General features: G+C 74.4%; 15 protein-coding genes. 8 read left to right on the forward strand and 7 right to left on the reverse strand.

The genetic code is table 11. The features are described from left to right. Positions 1–237: 237 nt before the first annotated feature. Positions 238–1,152, reverse strand: a complete 915-nt coding sequence (locus ACIA5F_RS26865; protein WP_399357247.1) for an A/G-specific adenine glycosylase — start codon at positions 1,150–1,152, stop codon at positions 238–240. Between the two features lie 127 nt (positions 1,153–1,279). Further along, positions 1,280–1,888 carry a phosphatase PAP2 family protein gene (locus tag ACIA5F_RS26870; RefSeq protein ID WP_399357249.1) on the reverse strand — a complete coding sequence of 203 codons (609 nt, stop codon included), beginning with the start codon at positions 1,886–1,888 and terminating at the stop codon, positions 1,280–1,282. A 160-nt stretch (positions 1,889–2,048) separates the two neighbouring features. Between ACIA5F_RS26870 and ACIA5F_RS26875 the strand changes: the two genes are divergently transcribed. After that, positions 2,049–2,843: a hypothetical protein gene (locus ACIA5F_RS26875; RefSeq protein ID WP_399357251.1), complete on the forward strand. Its 795-nt coding sequence runs from the start codon at positions 2,049–2,051 to the stop codon at positions 2,841–2,843. A gap of 129 nt (positions 2,844–2,972) precedes the next feature. Here the strand turns inward: ACIA5F_RS26875 and disA are convergent, their stop codons facing one another. Both disA and radA read right to left on the reverse strand, forming a co-directional pair. Further along, on the reverse strand, positions 2,973–4,097 hold the full coding sequence (gene disA / locus ACIA5F_RS26880) for a DNA integrity scanning diadenylate cyclase DisA (protein WP_399357253.1): 1,125 nt from the start codon (positions 4,095–4,097) through the stop codon (positions 2,973–2,975). A 242-nt stretch (positions 4,098–4,339) separates the two neighbouring features. Then, positions 4,340–5,755, reverse strand: coding sequence for a DNA repair protein RadA (gene radA, locus ACIA5F_RS26885; RefSeq protein WP_399357255.1), 1,416 nt, complete (start codon positions 5,753–5,755; stop codon positions 4,340–4,342). Positions 5,756–5,968: 213 nt separating this feature from the next. Between radA and ACIA5F_RS26890 the strand changes: the two genes are divergently transcribed. After that, the gene (locus tag ACIA5F_RS26890) at positions 5,969–7,810 is read left to right on the forward strand and encodes a hypothetical protein (RefSeq protein WP_399357257.1); all 1,842 of its coding nucleotides are present in this window, start codon (positions 5,969–5,971) and stop codon (positions 7,808–7,810) included. A gap of 36 nt (positions 7,811–7,846) precedes the next feature. Here the strand turns inward: ACIA5F_RS26890 and ACIA5F_RS26895 are convergent, their stop codons facing one another. Next, positions 7,847–8,656 carry a hypothetical protein gene (locus ACIA5F_RS26895; protein WP_399357259.1) on the reverse strand — a complete coding sequence of 270 codons (810 nt, stop codon included), beginning with the start codon at positions 8,654–8,656 and terminating at the stop codon, positions 7,847–7,849. Positions 8,657–8,719: 63 nt separating this feature from the next. On the opposite strand from ACIA5F_RS26895, the gene ACIA5F_RS26900 reads away from it, so the two are divergent. The 3 genes from ACIA5F_RS26900 (at position 8,720) to ilvD (ending at position 12,635) form a co-directional block, all read left to right on the forward strand. Beyond that, a complete protein-coding gene (locus ACIA5F_RS26900; RefSeq protein ID WP_399357261.1) occupies positions 8,720–9,655 on the forward strand; it encodes a Ppx/GppA family phosphatase in 936 nt (311 codons plus the stop codon). A 134-nt stretch (positions 9,656–9,789) separates the two neighbouring features. Beyond that, positions 9,790–10,647: a sugar phosphate isomerase/epimerase family protein gene (locus ACIA5F_RS26905; RefSeq protein WP_399357263.1), complete on the forward strand. Its 858-nt coding sequence runs from the start codon at positions 9,790–9,792 to the stop codon at positions 10,645–10,647. 137 nt (positions 10,648–10,784) lie between these two features. Next, entirely contained in the window at positions 10,785–12,635 is a 1,851-nt protein-coding gene (gene ilvD / locus ACIA5F_RS26910) for a dihydroxy-acid dehydratase (RefSeq protein ID WP_399357265.1), read from the forward strand. Positions 12,636–12,908: 273 nt separating this feature from the next. Here the strand turns inward: ilvD and ACIA5F_RS26915 are convergent, their stop codons facing one another. Beyond that, positions 12,909–15,065 carry a PQQ-binding-like beta-propeller repeat protein gene (locus ACIA5F_RS26915; protein ID WP_399357267.1) on the reverse strand — a complete coding sequence of 719 codons (2,157 nt, stop codon included), beginning with the start codon at positions 15,063–15,065 and terminating at the stop codon, positions 12,909–12,911. A gap of 104 nt (positions 15,066–15,169) precedes the next feature. Here ACIA5F_RS26915 and ACIA5F_RS26920 point away from each other — a divergent pair, with 104 nt between their 5' ends. The 3 genes from ACIA5F_RS26920 (at position 15,170) to proC (ending at position 17,038) form a co-directional block, all read left to right on the forward strand. Further along, positions 15,170–15,484: an SH3 domain-containing protein gene (locus ACIA5F_RS26920; RefSeq protein WP_399357269.1), complete on the forward strand. Its 315-nt coding sequence runs from the start codon at positions 15,170–15,172 to the stop codon at positions 15,482–15,484. A gap of 130 nt (positions 15,485–15,614) precedes the next feature. Next, positions 15,615–16,139: a hypothetical protein gene (locus tag ACIA5F_RS26925; protein WP_399357271.1), complete on the forward strand. Its 525-nt coding sequence runs from the start codon at positions 15,615–15,617 to the stop codon at positions 16,137–16,139. An 89-nt stretch (positions 16,140–16,228) separates the two neighbouring features. Further along, complete coding sequence (gene proC / locus ACIA5F_RS26930; protein ID WP_399357273.1) at positions 16,229–17,038, forward strand: pyrroline-5-carboxylate reductase; 810 nt, start codon at positions 16,229–16,231, stop codon at positions 17,036–17,038. 88 nt (positions 17,039–17,126) lie between these two features. On the opposite strand, the gene trpS is transcribed toward proC, so the two are convergent. Then, entirely contained in the window at positions 17,127–18,122 is a 996-nt protein-coding gene (gene trpS / locus ACIA5F_RS26935; protein ID WP_399357275.1) for a tryptophan--tRNA ligase, read from the reverse strand. Positions 18,123–18,686 lie beyond the last annotated feature (564 nt).

Consider the following 18,686-nt stretch of genomic DNA (forward strand, 5'->3'; position numbering starts at 1 on the left):
CGGGCCTGTGCGGACCAGCCTTCGGTAGACGCACGGACAGCCATAGGTTGTGTAACAACACCGTTGAGCTGGGGTTTCCCGCGCTCAAACGGAATCTTCCAGTCAACTTCGAGCGGGTCGCGGGCCACCCGGAAGAGGGGCCGCCGTCACTTCGCCGCGTCCCCCGTACGGTCACGGGCGGGTCCGGACCGGGGCGTTCGTCCCGCCCCGGTCCCGGCCCGTACGGTTCCGGCCGGATCAGCTCTGCGGGAGCCGGTACAGGGCGTCCGCCAGCGGCTCCACCAGCCCGTCCGAGACCAGCCCGTCCAGCGCCCGGGCCCGCTGCACGGGCTCGTCCCAGACGGTGTCGAGCACGGCCTGCGGAACCGGCCCGGCCGATTCCCGGAGCACCGCGAGGAGCCGGCCGCGCACCTGCCGGTCGGTCCCGGCGTACGTCTGCCCGCGCCGCGGCGGCCCGTCGTACGGGGGCTTCCCGGCGAGCCGCCACGCGCACAGCCCGGCCACCGGGCAGCGGGCGCAGTCCGGGGTCCTGGCCGTGCAGACCAGCGCGCCGAGCTCCATCGAGGCCGCCGCCCAGCGGGCCGCCGTCCCCTCGTCCGGGGGCAGCAGCTGCCGGGCCAGGCGCCGCTCGGCCGCGGTCGTGGCGTTCGGCGGGTACTCGACCCCGGTGGAGGTGCGGGCCAGGACCCGCCGCACGTTGGTGTCGAGCACGGCGTGCCGCTGCCCGTACGCGAAGGAGGCCACGGCGGCGGCGGTGTACTCGCCGATGCCGGGCAGCGCGAGCAACTGCGCGTGGCCCTGGGGGACGTCGCCCCCGTGCCGCTCCGTTATCGCGACGGCCGCGCCGTGCAGCCGCAGCGCCCGGCGGGGGTAACCGAGCCGCCCCCAGGCCCGTACGGCCTCACCGGGGGCCTCTGCGGCCAGGTCGGCGGGGCGGGGCCACCGGTCGATCCAGTGCGCGTAGACGGGCAGGACCCGGCTGACGGGGGTCTGCTGGAGCATGAACTCGCTGACCATGACCCCCCAGGGGCCGGCCTCGGGGCGGCGCCAGGGGAGATCGCGGGCGTGTTCGTCGAACCACGCGATGACGGGGGAGTGCAGGGCGTGGGCGGCGGGGGACGCGCAGGGCGCGGGGGATGCGGATGCAGTCATGACAGACGGCATCCTGACACGAGTCGGGCCGGTGCCGCGGCCGGCCGGCGCGGGCCTTCGCACCTTCCCGGCTCACCGCGCGCGGGCCCGGCCGCCCCGGCGCGCGGCGCGGCCGGGCGGTGCGGGGTCAGCGCGCGGGGCCCGGACCGGTGAACCAGACGATGACGGGCTTGCCGCTCGCCCGCAGGGCGGCGACGAGCCGGTCGACGGGACCGGTGAGGGTGAGCATGACGACGGCGGCCAGCGCCCCGCCCAGCACCAGGCCCACCGCCACGTCGTGCGGGTAGTGCACGCCGACGAAGACGCGGGAGAAGGCCATCAGCAGTGCGAGCGGCACGGTGAGCAGCGCGAGCCGGCGCAGGGCCAGGGCCAGGGCGACGGCACCGGCGCCCGCGATGGCCGCGTGGTTGCTGGGGAAGGACCAGTCGCCGGTCGGCGGGCACGCGACCAGCGAGGCCGCCGCCCCGGCCACGGCCCGGCACGGCCGTTCCTCGTCCACGACGGACTTCAGGCTCTCGGAGATCACGTACCCGGCGACGGTGGCCACCGGGGCGAGGACGGCGAGGGCCACCTTCCGGGTGCCGCGCCGTTCCCGGGAGCGCCACCACACGGTGACGAAGAGCACGCCGAAGACGAGAAGTCCGTACTCCGTCCAGAGCTCGAACGCCGACTGAACCCAGCCGGGGGTGGAGTGGGCGAAGCCGGTGATGTCGAGATAGAGGTCGGAGCTGTCCATGGTGACCGACAGTACTCAACGCGGAGGGATGATCGTGCCAGACGGTTGGCCTATTTTCGGTGCTCCCGGAACGGCCCGCAAGATGATCATCGCTAAAACAAGCCCGTCGCGCGGCATGTGGGGCACGGATCGGGGCACCGACTCTCGTAAAGTTCCCTCCGTGGGATCTCTGCGCAATCCGGTCGGGCCGCTCCCCTCCTCCATCTACTGGCGACGGAGGGCTGTGCTGGCGTCCGTCGCCGCGCTCCTCGCGCTCATCGCCGTATGGACCGTCAGTTCGGGCGGGGGGCGGACGAGTACGAACGGAAAGGGCCAGGACGGCGGGCCGGTCACCTCGATCACCCCGGGGCCCTCCGGCAGCGGTCCGGCGATCAGTCAGGCGCCGGGCGGACGCGTGGAGTCGGGAACCGGCGGTACCGGTTCCGACGGCGCGGCCACCGGCGACGGCGCCAAGAACGGCGAACCGGGCGCCTCGGCCGCGGGCACGGGCGCCGGTACCGGCGCGGGCCCCGGCGGCGGCACGGCCCGGCTCCCGGCCGACTCGCCCCTGCCCACCTGCGCGCCCAGCGTGCTCCAGTGGGAGGTCAAGAGCGCGAAGAACGAGTACGAGCGGGACGAGAAACCCCGGCTCGAACTGATCACCCGCAACGTCTCCGGCACGAGCTGCAAGGCCGATCTCGGCCCGAAACAGGCGGTCGTGACCATCCTTCAGGCGAGCAGCGGCAAGGCGGTCTGGTCCTCGGCCGACTGCCCGTCCGGTCCGGGCAACGCCTTCTACCGGCTCCCCGCGCAGAGCGAGACGAAGCAGCCGCTGGAGTGGGACCGTACGTTCAGCGCGTCCGGCCAGTGCCAGTCGCCGCCGCCGGGCACCGCCTCGCCCGACACCTACATGGTGGAGGCCAAGGCCCCCGGCATGCCGGAGATCCGTACCTCCTTCGTCCTCAAGCAGGACTGACCCGAGCGGGACTGACCAAGCGGCACCGGCTCAAGCCGCACGGGGACCCCGCGCGGGGACCCCGTGCGGAGACCTGGCCCCGTGCCGGCCGCCCCGCCCCGCCCCGTGCCCGTGACCCCGGGCGCGGGGTCAGACGTACCGTTCGAGGATCGAGGACTCGGCCAGCCGGGAGAGGCCCTCGCGGACGCTGCGCGCGCGGGCCTCGCCGACGCCGTCCACCGTCTGGAGGTCGTCCACGCTCGCGGCGAGCAGCTTCTGCAGGCCGCCGAAGTGCTCCACGAGCCGCTCGATGATCGCGCCCGGCAGCCTCGGCACCTTCGCCAGCAGCCGGTACCCGCGGGGCGACACCGCCGAGTCCAGGGTCTCCGGCGAGCCGGTGTACCCCAACGCCTTCGCCACAATGGCCAGTTCCAGCAGTTCCGGGTGGGTCAGCGCGTCCAGTTCGGCCAGCGCCTCGTCCACGGTGCGGGAGCGCTTCGCCGTCGGCTCCGGCACGTAGTCCCGGATGACGAGCTCCCGCTCCTGCTCGATCCCGACCGTCAGCTCGTCCAGCTGGAGCGAGAGCAGCCGTCCGTCCGTGCCCAGTTCGACCACGTACTCGGCGATCTCGGTCGCGATCCGCCGCACCATTTCGAGCCGCTGGGCCACCGCGGTCACGTCGCGGACCGTCACGAGGTCCTCGATCTCCAGCGCCGACAGCGTCCCCGCGACCTCGTCGAGGCGGAGTTTGTACCGTTCCAGGGTGGCCAGCGCCTGGTTGGCCCGCGACAGGATCGCCCCGGACTCCTCCAGCACCCGCCGCTCCCCGTCCACGTACAGCGCGATCAGCCGCATCGACTGCGACACCGACACGACCGGGAACCCGCACTGCTTGGAGACGCGGTCGGCGGTGCGGTGCCGGGTGCCGGTCTCCTCGGTCGGGATCGACGCGTCCGGCACCAACTGGACACCGGCCCGCAGGATCTTGGTGAGGTCCTTGTCGAGGATGAGGGCGCCGTCGAGCTTGCACAGCTCGCGCAGCCGGGTCGCGGTGAACTCCACGTCCAGCACGAAACCGCCCGTGCACATCGCGTCGACGTTCTTGTCCATCCCGAGGACGATGAGGCCACCGGTGTTGCCGCGGACGATCCGCTCCAGACCGTCCCGCAGGGGCTGACCGGGTGCGACCGCGCTCAGCGAGGCCCGCATCATGGCCTCCTGCCTGGAGCTCGCGCCCGACTTGGCGGATGCTGCTGCCCCGTCCTTGGCTGCCACTGCACTCCTCCGGTCGCGGGTTGCGCCGCCCGGCGACGCGGGCACGAGGACGTGCGTACGACGGGCGGACCAGCACAAAGTCTAACGGCGCGCACCGCGCCCCCGCCGTGGCTTGGCCAGGTCCGCCCCGCCGGGGGCGCGTACGGACCCCCGTACCGCCCCCCGCACCACCCCCCGGACCGGCATGCGACCGGCACGGCGACCGGCGCCGTGACCACCCGCCCGGTGGCCCGGCGCGGGGTTCACTCCGAGGCCCGCTCCTTGGCCGGGGTGCGGGAGCGCCCGCGCGGCAGCACCCGCAGCGCGTCCCCCACATCGGCGACCTCGACGACCTTCATCCCGGCCGGCACCTTGCCCGGGTCCACCGGGACCAGGGCATGGGTGAAACCGAGCCGGTGCGCCTCCGAGAGCCGCCGCTGCACGCCGGTCACCCGCCGCACCTCACCGGCGAGTCCGACCTCCCCGATGGCGACGAGGTTCTTCGGCAGCGGGACGTCACTGGCGGCCGAGGCCAGGGCGAGCGCGATGGCCAGGTCGGCGGCGGGCTCGGTCAGCTTCACCCCGCCCACGGTGGCGCTGTAGATGTCGCGCTTGCCGAGCGCGGTGATCCGGCCGCGCTGTTCCAGCACCGCCAGCATCATCGAGACGCGGGAGGTCTCCAGGCCCGAGGTGGTCCGCCGCGGGGAGGGGATCTGCGAGTCCACCGTCAGCGCCTGCACCTCGGCGACCAGGGGCCGCTTGCCCTCCAGCGTCACCGTCAGACAGGTCCCGGGCACGGCCTCCGCCCGCCGGGTCAGGAAGAGCCCGCTCGGGTCGGCGAGCCCGGTGATCCCCTCGTCGTGCAGTTCGAAGCAGCCGACCTCGTCGGTGGCGCCGTACCGGTTCTTGATGCCGCGCACGAGCCGCAGCCGGGCGTGCCGGTCGCCCTCGAAGCTCAGCACCACGTCCACGAGGTGCTCCAGCAGCCGGGGCCCGGCGATGGCCCCGTCCTTGGTGACGTGACCCACCAGCAGGGTCGCCATCCCGCGCTCCTTGGAGGCCCGGATCAGTGCCCCGGCCACCTCCCGGACCTGGGCCATCCCGCCGGGCGCGCCGTCGATCTCGGGGGAGGCGATGGTCTGGACGGAGTCCAGGATCAGCAGCGAGGGCTTCACCGCGTCGAGGTGCCCGAGGACGGCCGAGAGGTCGGTCTCGGCGGCGAGGTAGAGGTGGTCGGCCAGAGCGTTGATCCGGTCGGCCCGCAGCCGCACCTGGCTCGCCGACTCCTCGCCCGTGACGTAGAGGGTGGGGTGCGCCTCGCTGGCCGCCTTCGCCGCGACGTCCAGGAGCAGCGTCGACTTGCCGACCCCGGGCTCGCCCGCGAGCAGCACGACGGCGCCGGGCACGAGCCCGCCGCCGAGCACCCGGTCCAGCTCGTCCACCCCGGTGCTGCGCGCGGTGGCGGTCCTCCCGTCGACCTGCGCGATCGGTACCGCGGCGGTCGAGACCCGCCCGGCGGCGGTGGTCCGCACGGCGGACGTGCCCATCTCCTCGACGGTCCCCCACGCCTGGCACTCGGGGCACCGCCCGAGCCATTTCGCGGTCGTCCAGCCGCACTCGGTACAGCGGTAGGACGGCCGGTCCTTGGCGGACGAGCGGGAGGTACGGGCAGCTGCCATGCGGCCCACCGTAGCCGCAGCCACCGACAACGCCGTCGGCGGCCGACGGCCGCAGGGGTCCGGGGTCCGTCCGGTCCCGCCCGGGCCCGTCGGCGGCCGGGGCCGGGGTCCGCCGCGGTCCGGGGTCAGCACGGAGGGGGCCGGGTCACCCGTAAGGATTAAAAGTACGGAAGGCGCGCCGGGCGTCACCGGCCCGCCGCCTACGGTCGCCGGGTGAACAGCAGCGACCAGGCCCATCCCGCGCCGCGTACCGGCGCACACCGGGCGCACGGGCGCACCTCACCCGGGAGGGAGCCGTCGTCCCCGCCGCCGCCCTTCCGGCACGAGCCCTACCTGGACGGTCTGTTCACGTACTGCCTGTCGGTCCTGTGCGACCACGACACCGCCACCGACGTGCTCGGCGCCGCCCTCGCCGTGGCCGAGCGGCACCCCGGCCGCTGCCCCGACGAGAGCGACCGGCGGGCCTGGCTCTACGCCCTCGCCCGCTGGGGCTGCCTGCGCCGGCTGGCCGGGGAGCGGCCCACCCGGCAGGGCGCGCACTCCACCCGGCGCACGCCGGAGCACACCGGCCCGGCCCGTGTTCCCGGCGCGGGCCCCGTCCGTGCCCCGGCTCCCGGCGCGGTCCGGGTCCCCGGCCCCGCCCGCGCACCCGATGCCGCACCCGATGCCGACGCCGTGCACACCGCCCGCGCCGACGTCCCCGCGCCCGGCCGCCGCACCCTCGACGTGTCCGCCCACCGCCGCACCGAACTCGCCCGGCTCGCCTGGCCCGAGGCCGCCGGGACCACGCCCGAGCAGCGCGAGGCCCTCGAACTCGCCGTCCGCCACCGGCTCGGCGTCCCCGAACTCGCCGCCGTCCTCACCACCTCGGCCGCCGCCGCCCGGGAGCTGCTCGCCGGGGCCGCCTGCGAGGTGGAGCGCACCCGGGCCGCCCTCGCCGTCGTGGAGACCGGCGGCTGCCCCGCCGTCTCCCGCCTCACCGGGGACGGCCAGGTGCTGCTCTCGGCGACCCTGCGCACCGAGCTGGTCCGGCACGTCGACGACTGCCCCCGCTGCCGCCGCGTCGCCGAGCGGACCGACGCCGCCGCGCCCTGGCCCGGCTCCGGCGGCGTCGGCACGGCCGCGCTCCCGCTCGTCGCCGCGCCCCGTACCGCCGTCCACGCGGCGATGCTCCGCTCCGGCCGGGGCCGCGGCACCGCCCCGCGCTTCGACCGCACCGGTTTCCCCACGGACCCCCGGCACCGCCTGGCCCGCCGCGGCCGGCTGCGCTCCCGGGCGGTGACCACCACCGTCGTCGCCACCGTCATCGCGGCCCCGGTCCTGGCGCTCTGGGCGGCGTACCGGGGAGACCCCGCCGCCGGCGGACCCGCGGGCGGCGACGCCACCCGCATCTCCGCGCGCGATGCGGGGACCCCGGCCCCGCTCCCCCCGGACGGCCGCCCGCTCACGGCGTACGAGAACTCCGGGAACGCGTCCGGCACCTCCCGCGACACCACCCTCACCGGTGGCGTCGGCCTCGCCCCGGGCGCCGGGCCCCTCGACGTCTCCGTGGAGGTGACCGGCACCGGGCTCCCGCCCGTGCCCGGCCGGGGCGACGCCCCCGGCCGCCTCACCGTGGCCGCCCACTCCCGGGGCTCCGTCACCGTGCTCACCCTCACCGCGACCGGCGGCGAGCCGGTCCACTGGTGGCTCCGGTCCGACGCCCCCTGGCTGCGCGCGAGCCGGACCGCCGGCACGCTGGCCCCTGAAGAATCGGTCACTCTGCTCGTCTCGGTGGACTCCGCGGCCCAGCCCGTGGGCGCCTGGACGGCCAGGATCGGGGTGGACCCGGGTGGCACGGTGGTCTCCGTGCGGGGCCACGGCCGCCCGGCGCCGCCGCCGTCCGGGCCCGCGTCCCCGCCGCCGCCGTCCGGCCCGGGCGGCGAACCGTCCCCGCCGCCCACCGGAACCCCGCCGCCGTCCCCGGGGCCGGTCACCGGCCCGCCGCCCACGGAGGGACCCGCCTCACCGTCCCCGACCCCGCCACCGGCCCCGTCGGACCCGCCGCCGAACTGACCGCAGCGGCCGGGCCCGGGGCGGGGGCGGACCGGCTCAGACGGGGTCTGCGGGGTGCGGAGCCATCGGCAGCAGCGAGGCCAGCCGCGCCTCGCACAGCCGTACGAGCTGCGCGTATCCCTCCTTGCCCATCAGCTCCGTCAGCTCGGCGCGGTACGTCACGTACACCGGGTCCCCGGCGCCGTGCGCCGAGGTGGCCGAGGTGCACCACCAGTGCAGGTCGTGGCCGCCCGGACCCCAGCCACGGCGGTCGTACTCGCCGATCGACACCTGGAGCACGCGGGTGTCGTCGGGCCGGTCGATCCACTCGTACGTCCGGCGGACCGGCAGCTGCCAGCAGACGTCGGGCTTGGTCTCCAGCGGCTCGCGCCCCTCGCGCAGCGCCAGGATGTGCAGCGAGCACCCCGCCCCGGCGGCGAAGCCGGGCCGGTTCTGGAAGATGCACGACCCTTCCCAGCGCCGGGTCTGCCGCTCCCCGTCGTCGTCCTTCTGCACCCAGCCGGACTCCGTGCCGACGTCGTGGAACTGCCACAGCTCGGGCGTCAGCCGGGCCACGCTCCGCGCGACGCGCTTCTCGTCGTCCTCGTCGGAGAAGTGCGCGCCGAGCGTGCAGCAGCCGTCGTCCGCGCGGCCCGCCTGGATGCCCTGGCAGCCGCTGCCGAAGATGCACGTCCAGCGGGAGGTCAGCCAGGTCAGGTCGCAGCGGAAGAGCTGTTCGTCGTCGGCGGGGTCGGGGAACTCCACCCACGCCCGGGGGAAATCGAGCCCCTTCTCGTCGGCCGGGGCCGCGGCCGGAGCCTTGGCCTTCTTCGTCCGGGCCTTGCCGTCCTTCTTCGTATTTGGCACAAACCCAAGCCTAAGCGCCCCTTACGCAACCCCCACCTGCACCTCGCAGTAGCGTTTCCCCCTATGAGACTCGGTGTCCTCGATGTGGGTTCGAACACGATCCATCTGCTGGTGGTGGACGCGCACCCCGGCGCGCGCCCGCAGCCGGCCCACTCGCACAAGGTGGAACTGCGGCTGGCGGAGCTGCTCGACGAGCACGGCGCGGTCACCCCGGAAGGTGTCGAACGGCTCGTCTCGGTGATCGGCGACGCGGTCCAGGCCGCCGAGGACAAGGGGTGCGAGGACGTCCTGCCCTTCGCGACCAGCGCGGTGCGCGAGGCCACCAACGCGGACGAGCTCCTGGCCCGGGTGAAGGCCGAGACCGGGATCGACCTCCCGGTCCTCAGCGGCGAGGACGAGGCCCGGCTGACCTTCCTGGCGGCCCGCCGCTGGTTCGGCTGGTCGGCCGGCAAGCTGCTGGTCCTCGACATCGGCGGCGGCTCGCTGGAGATCGCGTACGGCATCGACGAGGACCCGGACGCGGCCGTCTCCCTCCCGCTGGGCGCGGGCCGCCTCACGGCGGGCTGGCTCCCGGGCGACCCGCCGGACCCGGCGGACATCCGGGCCCTGCGGCGCCACGTGCGGGCCCGGATCGCCCGGACGGTCGGCGAGTTCAGCCGCTTCGGCTCCCCGGACCACGTGGTGGCGACCTCGAAGACCTTCAAGCAGCTCGCCCGCATCACGGGCGCGGCCCGCTCGGCGGACGGCCCCTACGTCCAGCGCGACCTGACCCGCAAGTCCCTGGAGGAGTGGGTCCCCCGGCTCGCCGCGATGACGGTGTCCCAGCGCGCGGCCCTGCCGGGCGTCTCGGAGGGCCGGGCGAACCAGCTGCTGGCCGGGGCGCTGGTCGCGGAGGGCGCGATGGACCTGCTCGGCGTCGAGGAGCTCGAAATCTGCCCCTGGGCGCTGCGCGAGGGCGTCATCCTCCGCCGCCTGGACCACCTCCCGGCCCTGGCCTGACCCCTCGCGCCCGGCCCCGGCCCGCGAGGCCGGGGCGGGAGCCGGGCCCTGCTCCCGCCGGGCCGGGGCCGGGGCCGGGGGCGGCCCGGCCGTCACCGCCGTCCCGCCCGGGAGGGAACCCGTACCCTGTCCCCGTGGCAGAACCCGTCCGTGTCCCGACCGCGAAAGTCGCCCTCTCCACCGCCTCCGTCTACCCGGAGTCGACGGCGACCGCCTTCGAGATCGCCGCGCGCCTCGGCTACGACGGCGTCGAGGTGATGGTCTGGACGGACCCGGTCAGCCAGGACGTCGACGCCCTGCGCCGCCTCTCCGACCAGCACCGGGTCCCGGTGCTGGCCGTCCACGCGCCCTGCCTCCTCATCACCCAGCGCGTCTGGTCCACCGACCCCTGGACCAAGCTCCAGCGCGCCAGGGCGGCGGCCGAGCGGCTCGGCGCGTCCACCGTCGTCGTCCACCCGCCCTTCCGCTGGCAGCGCCAGTACTCCCGCGACTTCGTCACCGGCATCTGGCGCATGGCCGAGGAGACCGACGTCCGCTTCGCCGTCGAGAACATGTACCCCTGGCGCTACCGCGACCGCGAGATGCTCGCGTACGCCCCCGAGTGGGACGTCACCAAGGACGACTACCGCCATTTCACGGTCGACCTCTCCCACACCGCGACCGCCCGGACCGACGCCGTCGCCATGGTGGACCGGATGGGCGACCGCCTCGCGCACGTCCACCTCGCCGACGGCAACGGCTCCGCCAAGGACGAGCACCTGGTCCCCGGCCGGGGCACCCAGCCCTGCGCCGAGCTGCTGGAACGCCTCGCCCGGACCTCCTTCGACGGCCACGTCGTCATCGAGGTCAACACCCGCCGCGCGATGTCCGCCGCCGAGCGCGAGGCCGACCTCGCCGAGGCCCTGGCCTTCGCCCGGCTCCACCTCGCCACCACCCCGGCCCCCGGCCACCCCCGGTCCCGGCCGCCCCTGACGGGCCCGGCCCGCCCCTGACCGGAATCCGAGCCGGGCATCCCGTCATCCGGACACGCTGTCCATATCCCGGGCGGTAGGCGTAGCCTCGTACCCGAGCCATATCCACCGTCGCGGCCGGGTTCCCAGGGCGGTCGCACCCATGGGGAGTGAACCTGATGCCCGAGCTGAGGTCCCGCACCGTCACCCACGGCCGCAACATGGCGGGCGCACGCGCTCTTATGCGTGCGTCGGGCGTAGCGAGCGAGGACATCGGCAAGCCGATCATCGCGGTCGCCAACTCCTTCACCGAGTTCGTCCCCGGCCACACCCACCTGGCCCCCGTCGGCCGGATCGTCTCCGACGCCATCCGCGCCGCCGGAGCCATCCCGCGCGAGTTCAACACCATCGCGGTCGACGACGGCATCGCCATGGGCCACGGCGGAATGCTGTACTCCCTGCCCTCCCGCGACCTCATCGCGGACTCGGTCGAGTACATGGTGGAAGCCCACTGCGCCGACGCCCTGATCTGCATCTCCAACTGCGACAAGATCACCCCGGGCATGCTGATGGCCGCCATGCGCCTCAACATCCCGGTCGTCTTCGTCTCCGGCGGCCCGATGGAGGCCGGCCAGGCCACCCTCGTCGACGGCACCGTCCGCAAGCTCGACCTGATCGACGCCATGGTCGACGCCTCCAACGAGAACATCTCCGACGAGGACATCCTGCGCATCGAGGAGAACGCCTGCCCCACCTGCGGCTCCTGTTCGGGCATGTTCACCGCCAACTCGATGAACTGCCTCGCCGAGGCCATCGGCCTGGCCCTCCCCGGCAACGGCTCGGTCCTCGCCACCCACACCGCCCGCCGCGCCCTGTACGAGGACGCGGGCCGCACGGTCGTCGAGATCACCAAGCGGTACTACGAGCAGGACGACCACTCCGTCCTGCCGCGCTCCATCGCGACCCGCCAGGCCTTCGAGAACGCCATGGCCCTCGACATCGCCATGGGCGGCTCGACCAACACGATCCTCCACCTCCTCGCCGCCGCGCAGGAAGCCGGCCTGGACTACGACCTCACCGACATCGACGAGGTCTCCCGCCGCGTCCCGTGCCTGTCCAAGGTCGCGCCGAACGTGGCGCCCGGCGGCACGTACTACATGGAGGACATCCACCGGGCCGGCGGCATCCCCGCCATCCTCGGCGAGCTGCACCGCGGCGGCCTCCTCAACAAGGACGTCACCTCGGTCCACTCCGGGAACCTGGACGACTGGCTCGCCGAGTGGGACGCCCGCTCCGGCACCGCCTCCGCCGAGGCCATGGAGCTGTGGCACGCGGCCCCCGGCTGCAAGCGCTCCGCCACCGCCTTCTCCCAGTCCGAGCGCTGGGACACCCTCGACCTCGACGCCGAGGGCGGCTGCATCCGCTCCGTCCAGCACGCGTACTCCAAGGACGGCGGCCTCGCCGTCCTGCGCGGCAACATCGCGGTCGACGGCTGCGTCGTGAAGACGGCGGGCGTGGACGAGTCGATCTGGACCTTCGAGGGCCCGGCGGTCGTCTGCGAATCGCAGGACGAGGCCGTCGACAAGATCCTGCGCAAGGAGATCAAGGAGGGCGACGTCGTCGTCATCCGGTACGAGGGCCCGCGCGGCGGACCCGGCATGCAGGAGATGCTCTACCCGACCTCCTTCCTCAAGGGCCGCGGCCTGGGCAAGGTGTGCGCCCTGGTCACCGACGGCCGCTTCTCCGGCGGCACCTCGGGCCTCTCCATCGGCCACGCCTCCCCGGAGGCGGCCTCGGGCGGCACGATCGCCCTGGTCGAGGACGGCGACCGCATCCGGATCGACATCCCGAACCGCTCGATCGAGCTCCTCGTGGACGACACCACCCTGACGGCCCGCCGCGAGGCCCTCGGCGGGGTCTACGCCCCGAAGAACCGCGAACGCAAGGTCTCGGCCGCCCTGCGCGCCTACGCGGCCATGGCCACCAGCGCCGACAAGGGCGCGGTCCGCGACGTGTCCCAGCTCTACTGACGGCCGGCCGTCCCGGCCTTCCCGGTCCCCGGACCGCATAGGCCACACGCCCCACCGATCCCCGCCGGAAGCCCCCTCACCCGGCGGGGATCACCACGTCGCCCGCCGTCGCAGACGGTGTTTCACGTGAAACACGTGCGATCCGGCCTGGTTTCACGTGAAACACGCGCGGCCTGGCGGTGTTTCACGTGAAACACCCGTGGTCCGCACGCCTCACCCCGCCCGTCCGGGCGTCGGCTTCCGTCCGCGCGGGTCCACCCTGCGGGCCCGCCGTCACCAGCCGGCCGGGTTCCCCGCGTCCACCGCGAAGACCGACCCGTCCGGCGCCGTCCCGAAGATCTGGCCGTCCCCGGCCACCGGGGCGGGCACCGTCGCCGTGTACGTGCCCGGCCCCGTGCCCATGCGCGGGCGCGTCTGCCCGGCGAGCCGCCCCTGCCCGGCGTCCACCGCGATCAGCCGGCCGTCCGCCGCCATCAGGCAGAGGTTCCCGTCCGCGAGGACCGGCCGGGAGGTCGCCGTCACGGACGTCTCCAGCCGCCACGTCTCCCGGTCCGCGCCCACGGCCGCCAGCGCGCCCGAGACGCCGATCACGTACACCGTCCCGTCCGGTCCCACCGTCGCCTCGGCCTGCAACGCGGGTACCGACAGCGCGACCCGCCGTACCGCCCGCGTCCCGAGGTCGACCCGGACCACCGCCCCCGTCCGTGCCTGGGCGTCGCCCTCCAGCAGGTACAGCCCGCCCCGCGCCACCCCGACCGGGTCGAGCAGTCCCGGCACCCGCGCGTGCCACCGCCTCGCGCCGCTCGCCGGGTCGAAGGCGGAGACCTCGGACGACGTGCCGTCCGGGGTGCGCGTGGAGACGTAGAGGCCGTCCCCGTCACCGCCCTGTTCCCCGGAACCCGTGAACCACACGGACCCCACCCTCCCCAGCCGCTTGCTCCAGGCCTCGGCCCCGGTCGCCGTGTCGAGCGCCGTGACGGTCCCGTCCGTGGCGGCGACCAGCACCCGTGGCCCGGCCGTCAGCACCCGCGCGCCCTGCGGCAGCTTCCGCTCCCACCGCTGCCCGCCCGTACCCGGGTCCAGCACCTGGAGCAGCCCGCTCCCCTCGGCCACGACCAGCACGGCCCCACCGCTCACGAGGGGCACGGAGGCACCCGCCCCCGCCTCGCGGTTCCCCGCACCCGGCGCCGGGACCGACCAGCCCACCGTCCCGTCGGCCGGGTCCAGCCGGGCCGCCGCGAGACCGGGTGCCGAGCAGTACAGGCCCGTGGCGGCCCACGCGCACGCGCTGACCGCGTTCCCCGGCCGGTGCTCGCCGAGCGGGACCGACCAGGGCGTGCCGGGCGCCGCCGCCCGGCCGTCCGCCCCGGGGGCCGTCTCCGTCCGGGTCCCCGCCACCGCGCCGGGCCCGAACTGCGCGTACGCGACCGCCCCGCCCGTCAGCAGCAGCCCGAGCCCGAGCGCGGTGGCCAGCCGCAGACGGCCCCGCCGCACACCCGGCCGCGCGGCGGGCGGCCGGACCCGCTGGTGCGTGGGCTCCCCGGCGCCGGGCCCGGCCGGCGCCGTCACCGGGCGCCTCGGCGCGGGGATGAACGCCCGGGTGTCCTCGCCGGTCGGATACGCCGCGGCCCGCAACTCGCTCAGCAGGGCGTCCGGGGTGGGCCGGTCGGCGGGCTCCTTGACCAGGCAGCGCGCGACGACGGGCAGCAGTCCGGGCGGCACCCCGGCCAGATCGGGTTCGCTGTGCACCACCTGGTACGCGACGAGGTAGTGGCTGTCGGAGTCGAAGGGCCCGCGCCCGGTCACCGCGTGCACGAGCACCGCGCCCAGGGCGAACACGTCGGCGGCGGTACCCACCTCCCGGGGCCGCTGGAACTGCTCGGGCGCCATGTACGGCGGCGTCCCGATCAGCTTTCCCGTCTCGGTCCGCAGATCGCTGTCGGCGGGCCGCGAGATCCCGAAGTCGATGACCCGGACCCCGTCGGGTGCCATCAGGACGTTGCTGGGCTTCAGGTCCCGGTGGACCACACCCGCCCGGTGGATGTCCCGCAGCGCCTCCGCCAGCCCGGCGCCGAGCCGGGTCGCCTCGGCCTCGTCGAGGGGCCGCTCCCGGACCCGTGCGGCGAGGGTCGGGGCGTCGATGAACAGGGTCGCCATCCAGGGCCGTTCGGCATCGGGATCGGCGTCCACGACGGGCGCGGTGAACGCCCCGCTGACCCGCCGGGCGGCGGCGACCTCCTGCCGGAACCGGGCCCGGAACTCCGGATCGACCGCGTGCTCGGCGTGCACGACCTTGACGGCGAGCCTCAGCCCGGAAGCGGAAGTGGCCAGATGCACCACCCCCATGCCACCCGATCCCAGCACGGATTCCAGCCGGTACTGCCCGGCATACTCCGGAAAACCGGCCCGTTCCGGACCTGGTGAATGCACTGCCGACCACCCCCGCCGGAGCCTAGCCGATGGCGTATATGAATCGGTAAGGTCCTGCTACCCTGCGCGAGTTGCGGAGCGTCATGCTCAAGGGGGAGATTTCCATGTCCGTCGAAGAAGAGCTGGGCGAGGTCCAGAACCTGACCCAGCGCGCTGCCGGAAGTTCCGGCTACCAGTCCTATCCGGTCGCGCCCGGAACCGAACTCAACGTGCGCAGCGGGCCGGGCACCGGCTACCCGGTCGTGAAGGTCCTGCCGTTCGGGGCCTCGGTCACCATCCGCTGCCAGCGCGCGGGCACCACCGTCTCGGGCCCGTACGGCACCACCGACATCTGGGACTGCGTCGGCAACGGCCAGTTCGTCTCGGACGCCTACGTCCGCACCGGCAGCGACGGCTACGTGGCCGCCCGCTGCGGCTGACCCCGGCCAGGTCCCCCGCAGGAACCCCGCCCGTCCCGCGCCGCCCCGGTGCGCCCGGCCCCGGTGATCACCCGGCCCGTGCCCGGCCTCCGGGGGACCCCGGCGGGGACAGCGGGGGATAATCGCCGGTGTGAGCGACGAGCAGCGAGACCAGAACCCCGCCGCGCCGGCCCCGGCGGCCCCCACCGGCCCCGAGCCCGAGCCGATCCGTTTCTTCGGCACCACCTGGCTGCGCCACGACGGCGGCTACGTCCTGCGCCGCGCCGCCGCCTCCCTCGGCTCGCTCGCCGCCGCCGTCGCCGGTGCCTTCCTCCTGCGCCTCGCCTACGAGGGCCTGGCGCTCGGCGACGTCAGCTCCTTCCTCACCCTCTCCGTCGTCGTCCTCTTCGCGATCGCGAGCGCCGTCTCCTTCGCCAAGACCTGGGAGTCCTTCAGCCGCCGTCCGGCCACCTCCTCCGACGAATCCGCCCTCAGGAGCCTCAGGACGATCGGCTTCATCGGCGCCCTCCTCGCCTACTTCCTCCGCTGCTTCGTCGAAGCGCCGGGCGAGGACCTGCGCCGCAGCGAGTACGAGAACGCCATGGCCGAGTTCACCCGCCGCCGCAGTTCGCGTACGGGCAACCCCGCCGCCCGCCGCCCCAAGCGCAAGAAGTAGCCCGCCCCGCCCGCCGCCCCGGGACCCGGGCGCCGGGTGCGAGGATGATCCCCCAAGGTGAGCGCAACGTTCGGCGAGGTGGATCGGGCATGACCCAGACAGTCGCAGTCCTCGGTACCGGCAAGATCGGCGAGGCCCTGCTCAGCGGGATGATCCGGGGCGGCCGGCCCGTCGCGAAGCTCCTCGTCACCGCCCGCCGCCCCGAACGCGCGCAGGAGCTGCACGCCCGCTACGGCGTCGAGGCCGTCAGCAACGCCGAGGCCGCCGAGCGCGCCGACACCCTCATCCTCACCGTCAAGCCGCAGGACATGGGCAAGCTCCTCGAAGAGCTCGCCCCGCACGTCCCGGCCGACCGGCTGATCATCAGCGGCGCCGCCGGTGTCCCCACCTCCTTCTTCGAGGAGCGGCTCGCCCCCGGCACCCCCGTCGTCCGGGTCATGACGAACACCCCCGCCCTCGTGGACGAGGCGATGTCCGTCATCTCGGCTGGCAGCCACGCCACCGCCGCGCACCTCCTCCACACCGAGGAGATCTTCGGCGGCGTAGGCAAGACCCTGCGCGTCCCGGAGTCCCAGCAGGACGCGGCCACCGCCCTCTCCGGCTCCGGGCCCGCGTACTTCTACTACCTCGTCGAGGCCATGACCGACGCCGGCATCCTCCTCGGCCTCCCCCGTGCCCAGGCCCACGACCTCATCGTCCAGGCCGCCGTCGGCGCCGCCGTGATGCTCCGCGACAGCGGCGAACACCCGGTCAAGCTCCGCGAGGCCGTCACCTCCCCGGCCGGTACGACGATCAACGCCATCGTCGAACTGGAGAAGCACGGCGTACGGGCGGCCCTGATCGCCGCCCTCGAAGCCGCCCGCGACCGCAGCCGCGAACTCGCCTCCGGCACCAGCTGACACCTCGGTCCACCCGGGGCCCCCTCTCCTCCTTACGGGGTGAGCCCCTTGCAGGGCTGTACGGGGCTGTACGCCTGTACGGCGTGCGTCACGGCGCGAGCATGCCGATGGCCTCGTAGGCCCGGTCCACCACGGGCCGCGCCAGCCCCCGGGCCCGCTCGGCCCCCTCCCGCAGCACCGCCTCCACGGCCCCCGGGTCGCCCGCCAGCTCCGTGTGGCGCTCCCGTACCGGCCGCAGCAGTTCGACGACGGCGTCGGCGACGTCCCGTTTGAGCGCCCCGTACCCGCTGTACCCCTCGGCGAGCACCTCCGGTGCGGTCCCGGTGCACGCGGCCAGGATGTCGAGCAGGTTCGCGACCCCCGGCCGCGCCGCCCGGTCGTGGACGACCCCGTCCCCGCCGTCGGTGACCGCCCGCATCACCTTCTTGCGCACGACCCCGGGCTCGTCCAGCAGGTAGACGATCCCCGCGCCGCTCTCGTGCGACTTCCCCATCTTCGACCCCGGGTCCTGCAGGTCCATGACCCGCGCGGCCACCGCCGGATGCGTCGCCTTCGGCACGGTGAAGGTGTGCCCGTACCGCTGGTTGAACCGCACCGCGAGATCCCGGGTCAGCTCCACGTGCTGCCGCTGGTCCTCCCCGACCGGCACCTCCTGCGTCCCGTAGGCCAGGATGTCGGCCGCCATCAGCACGGGATAGGTGAGCAGCGACAGCCGTACGCCCTCCCCGGCACCCAGCGACTTCGCGGCCTTCTCCCTGTACTGGATCATCCGCCGCAGCTCCCCGTCGGTGGCGGTGCACTCCAGCAGGTACGAGAGCCGCGTGTGCTCGTCCACGTGGCTCTGCACGAAGAGCGTGCACCGCTGCGGGTCCAGCCCGGCGGCGAGCAGCAGCGTCGCCGCCTGCCGGCTGAGCCGCCGCACCCGCGCCGGATCGTGCTCGACGGTCAGCGCGTGCAGGTTCACGACGCAGAACAGCGCCTCGTCCGGTTCCTGGTCGGCGGCGACCCACTGCCGTACGGCCCCCAGGTAGTTCCCCAGTGTCAGGTGCCCGGTCGGCTTGACCCCGCTGAAGATCCTCGTCATGTCCTGCTTCTCCTTGTGATCCGGGTGGTGTGGGACCGCCGCACCGGGCGGCCGGGCCACTCCCCGGAGGGGAGAAACAGAAACGGCCGCCGAAGCGGCGGCCGTGAACGCGTGCGTGCGCGTGGGGAAGGTCGGCCGCCGTCAGGCGGCCCACCAGCGAAGGTCGGGCATGAGCACACGCGTAGTCATGGGCCCCAGGGTAGACCTGCGGCCCCCTCCTGTCCCGGAGTTGTCGCGTGGTCTGCGTGGGGGTTGACACAAGCGTGCGTCATCCGTAAGGTTCTCCGAGTTGTCCGAAGTGAGCGCCGACCCCGGTCGGTCCCCGGACAGCCATCCCGCACTACACATTCGAACGAACGACGCACCGTGTCGTCCTGTTTTCATGCGTACTTGCGAATGAGGAATCCGCGTCCACCGGACGCAGCCGCCGATTAGGTTCGGGGGCAGGGAATCCGCTACTGTCTCACTCGTCGGAAGGGCCCAACAGCCCGGAAGGCAAAGCCCGCTGACTGGGAGTCAGGCCCGAAAGGATCTGATAGAGTCGGACTCGCCGGAAAGGGAAAG

The sequence above is a fragment of the Streptomyces sp. NPDC051567 genome (assembly GCF_044454165.1).
GTDB lineage: Bacteria > Actinomycetota > Actinomycetes > Streptomycetales > Streptomycetaceae > Streptomyces.

Bases quoted from the DNA above. Each gene is read 5' to 3' on its own strand.
- trpS (WP_399357275.1), bottom strand. From the start codon at position 18,122: ATGACGAGGATCTTCAGCGGGGTCAAGCCGACCGGGCACCTGACACTG.
- ACIA5F_RS26920 (WP_399357269.1), top strand. From the start codon at position 15,170: ATGTCCGTCGAAGAAGAGCTGGGCGAGGTCCAGAACCTGACCCAGCGC.
- ilvD (WP_399357265.1), top strand. From the start codon at position 10,785: ATGCCCGAGCTGAGGTCCCGCACCGTCACCCACGGCCGCAACATGGCG.
- radA (WP_399357255.1), bottom strand. From the start codon at position 5,755: ATGGCAGCTGCCCGTACCTCCCGCTCGTCCGCCAAGGACCGGCCGTCC.
- ACIA5F_RS26900 (WP_399357261.1), top strand. From the start codon at position 8,720: ATGAGACTCGGTGTCCTCGATGTGGGTTCGAACACGATCCATCTGCTG.
- ACIA5F_RS26870 (WP_399357249.1), bottom strand. From the start codon at position 1,888: ATGGACAGCTCCGACCTCTATCTCGACATCACCGGCTTCGCCCACTCC.
- ACIA5F_RS26865 (WP_399357247.1), bottom strand. From the start codon at position 1,152: ATGACTGCATCCGCATCCCCCGCGCCCTGCGCGTCCCCCGCCGCCCAC.
- proC (WP_399357273.1), top strand. From the start codon at position 16,229: ATGACCCAGACAGTCGCAGTCCTCGGTACCGGCAAGATCGGCGAGGCC.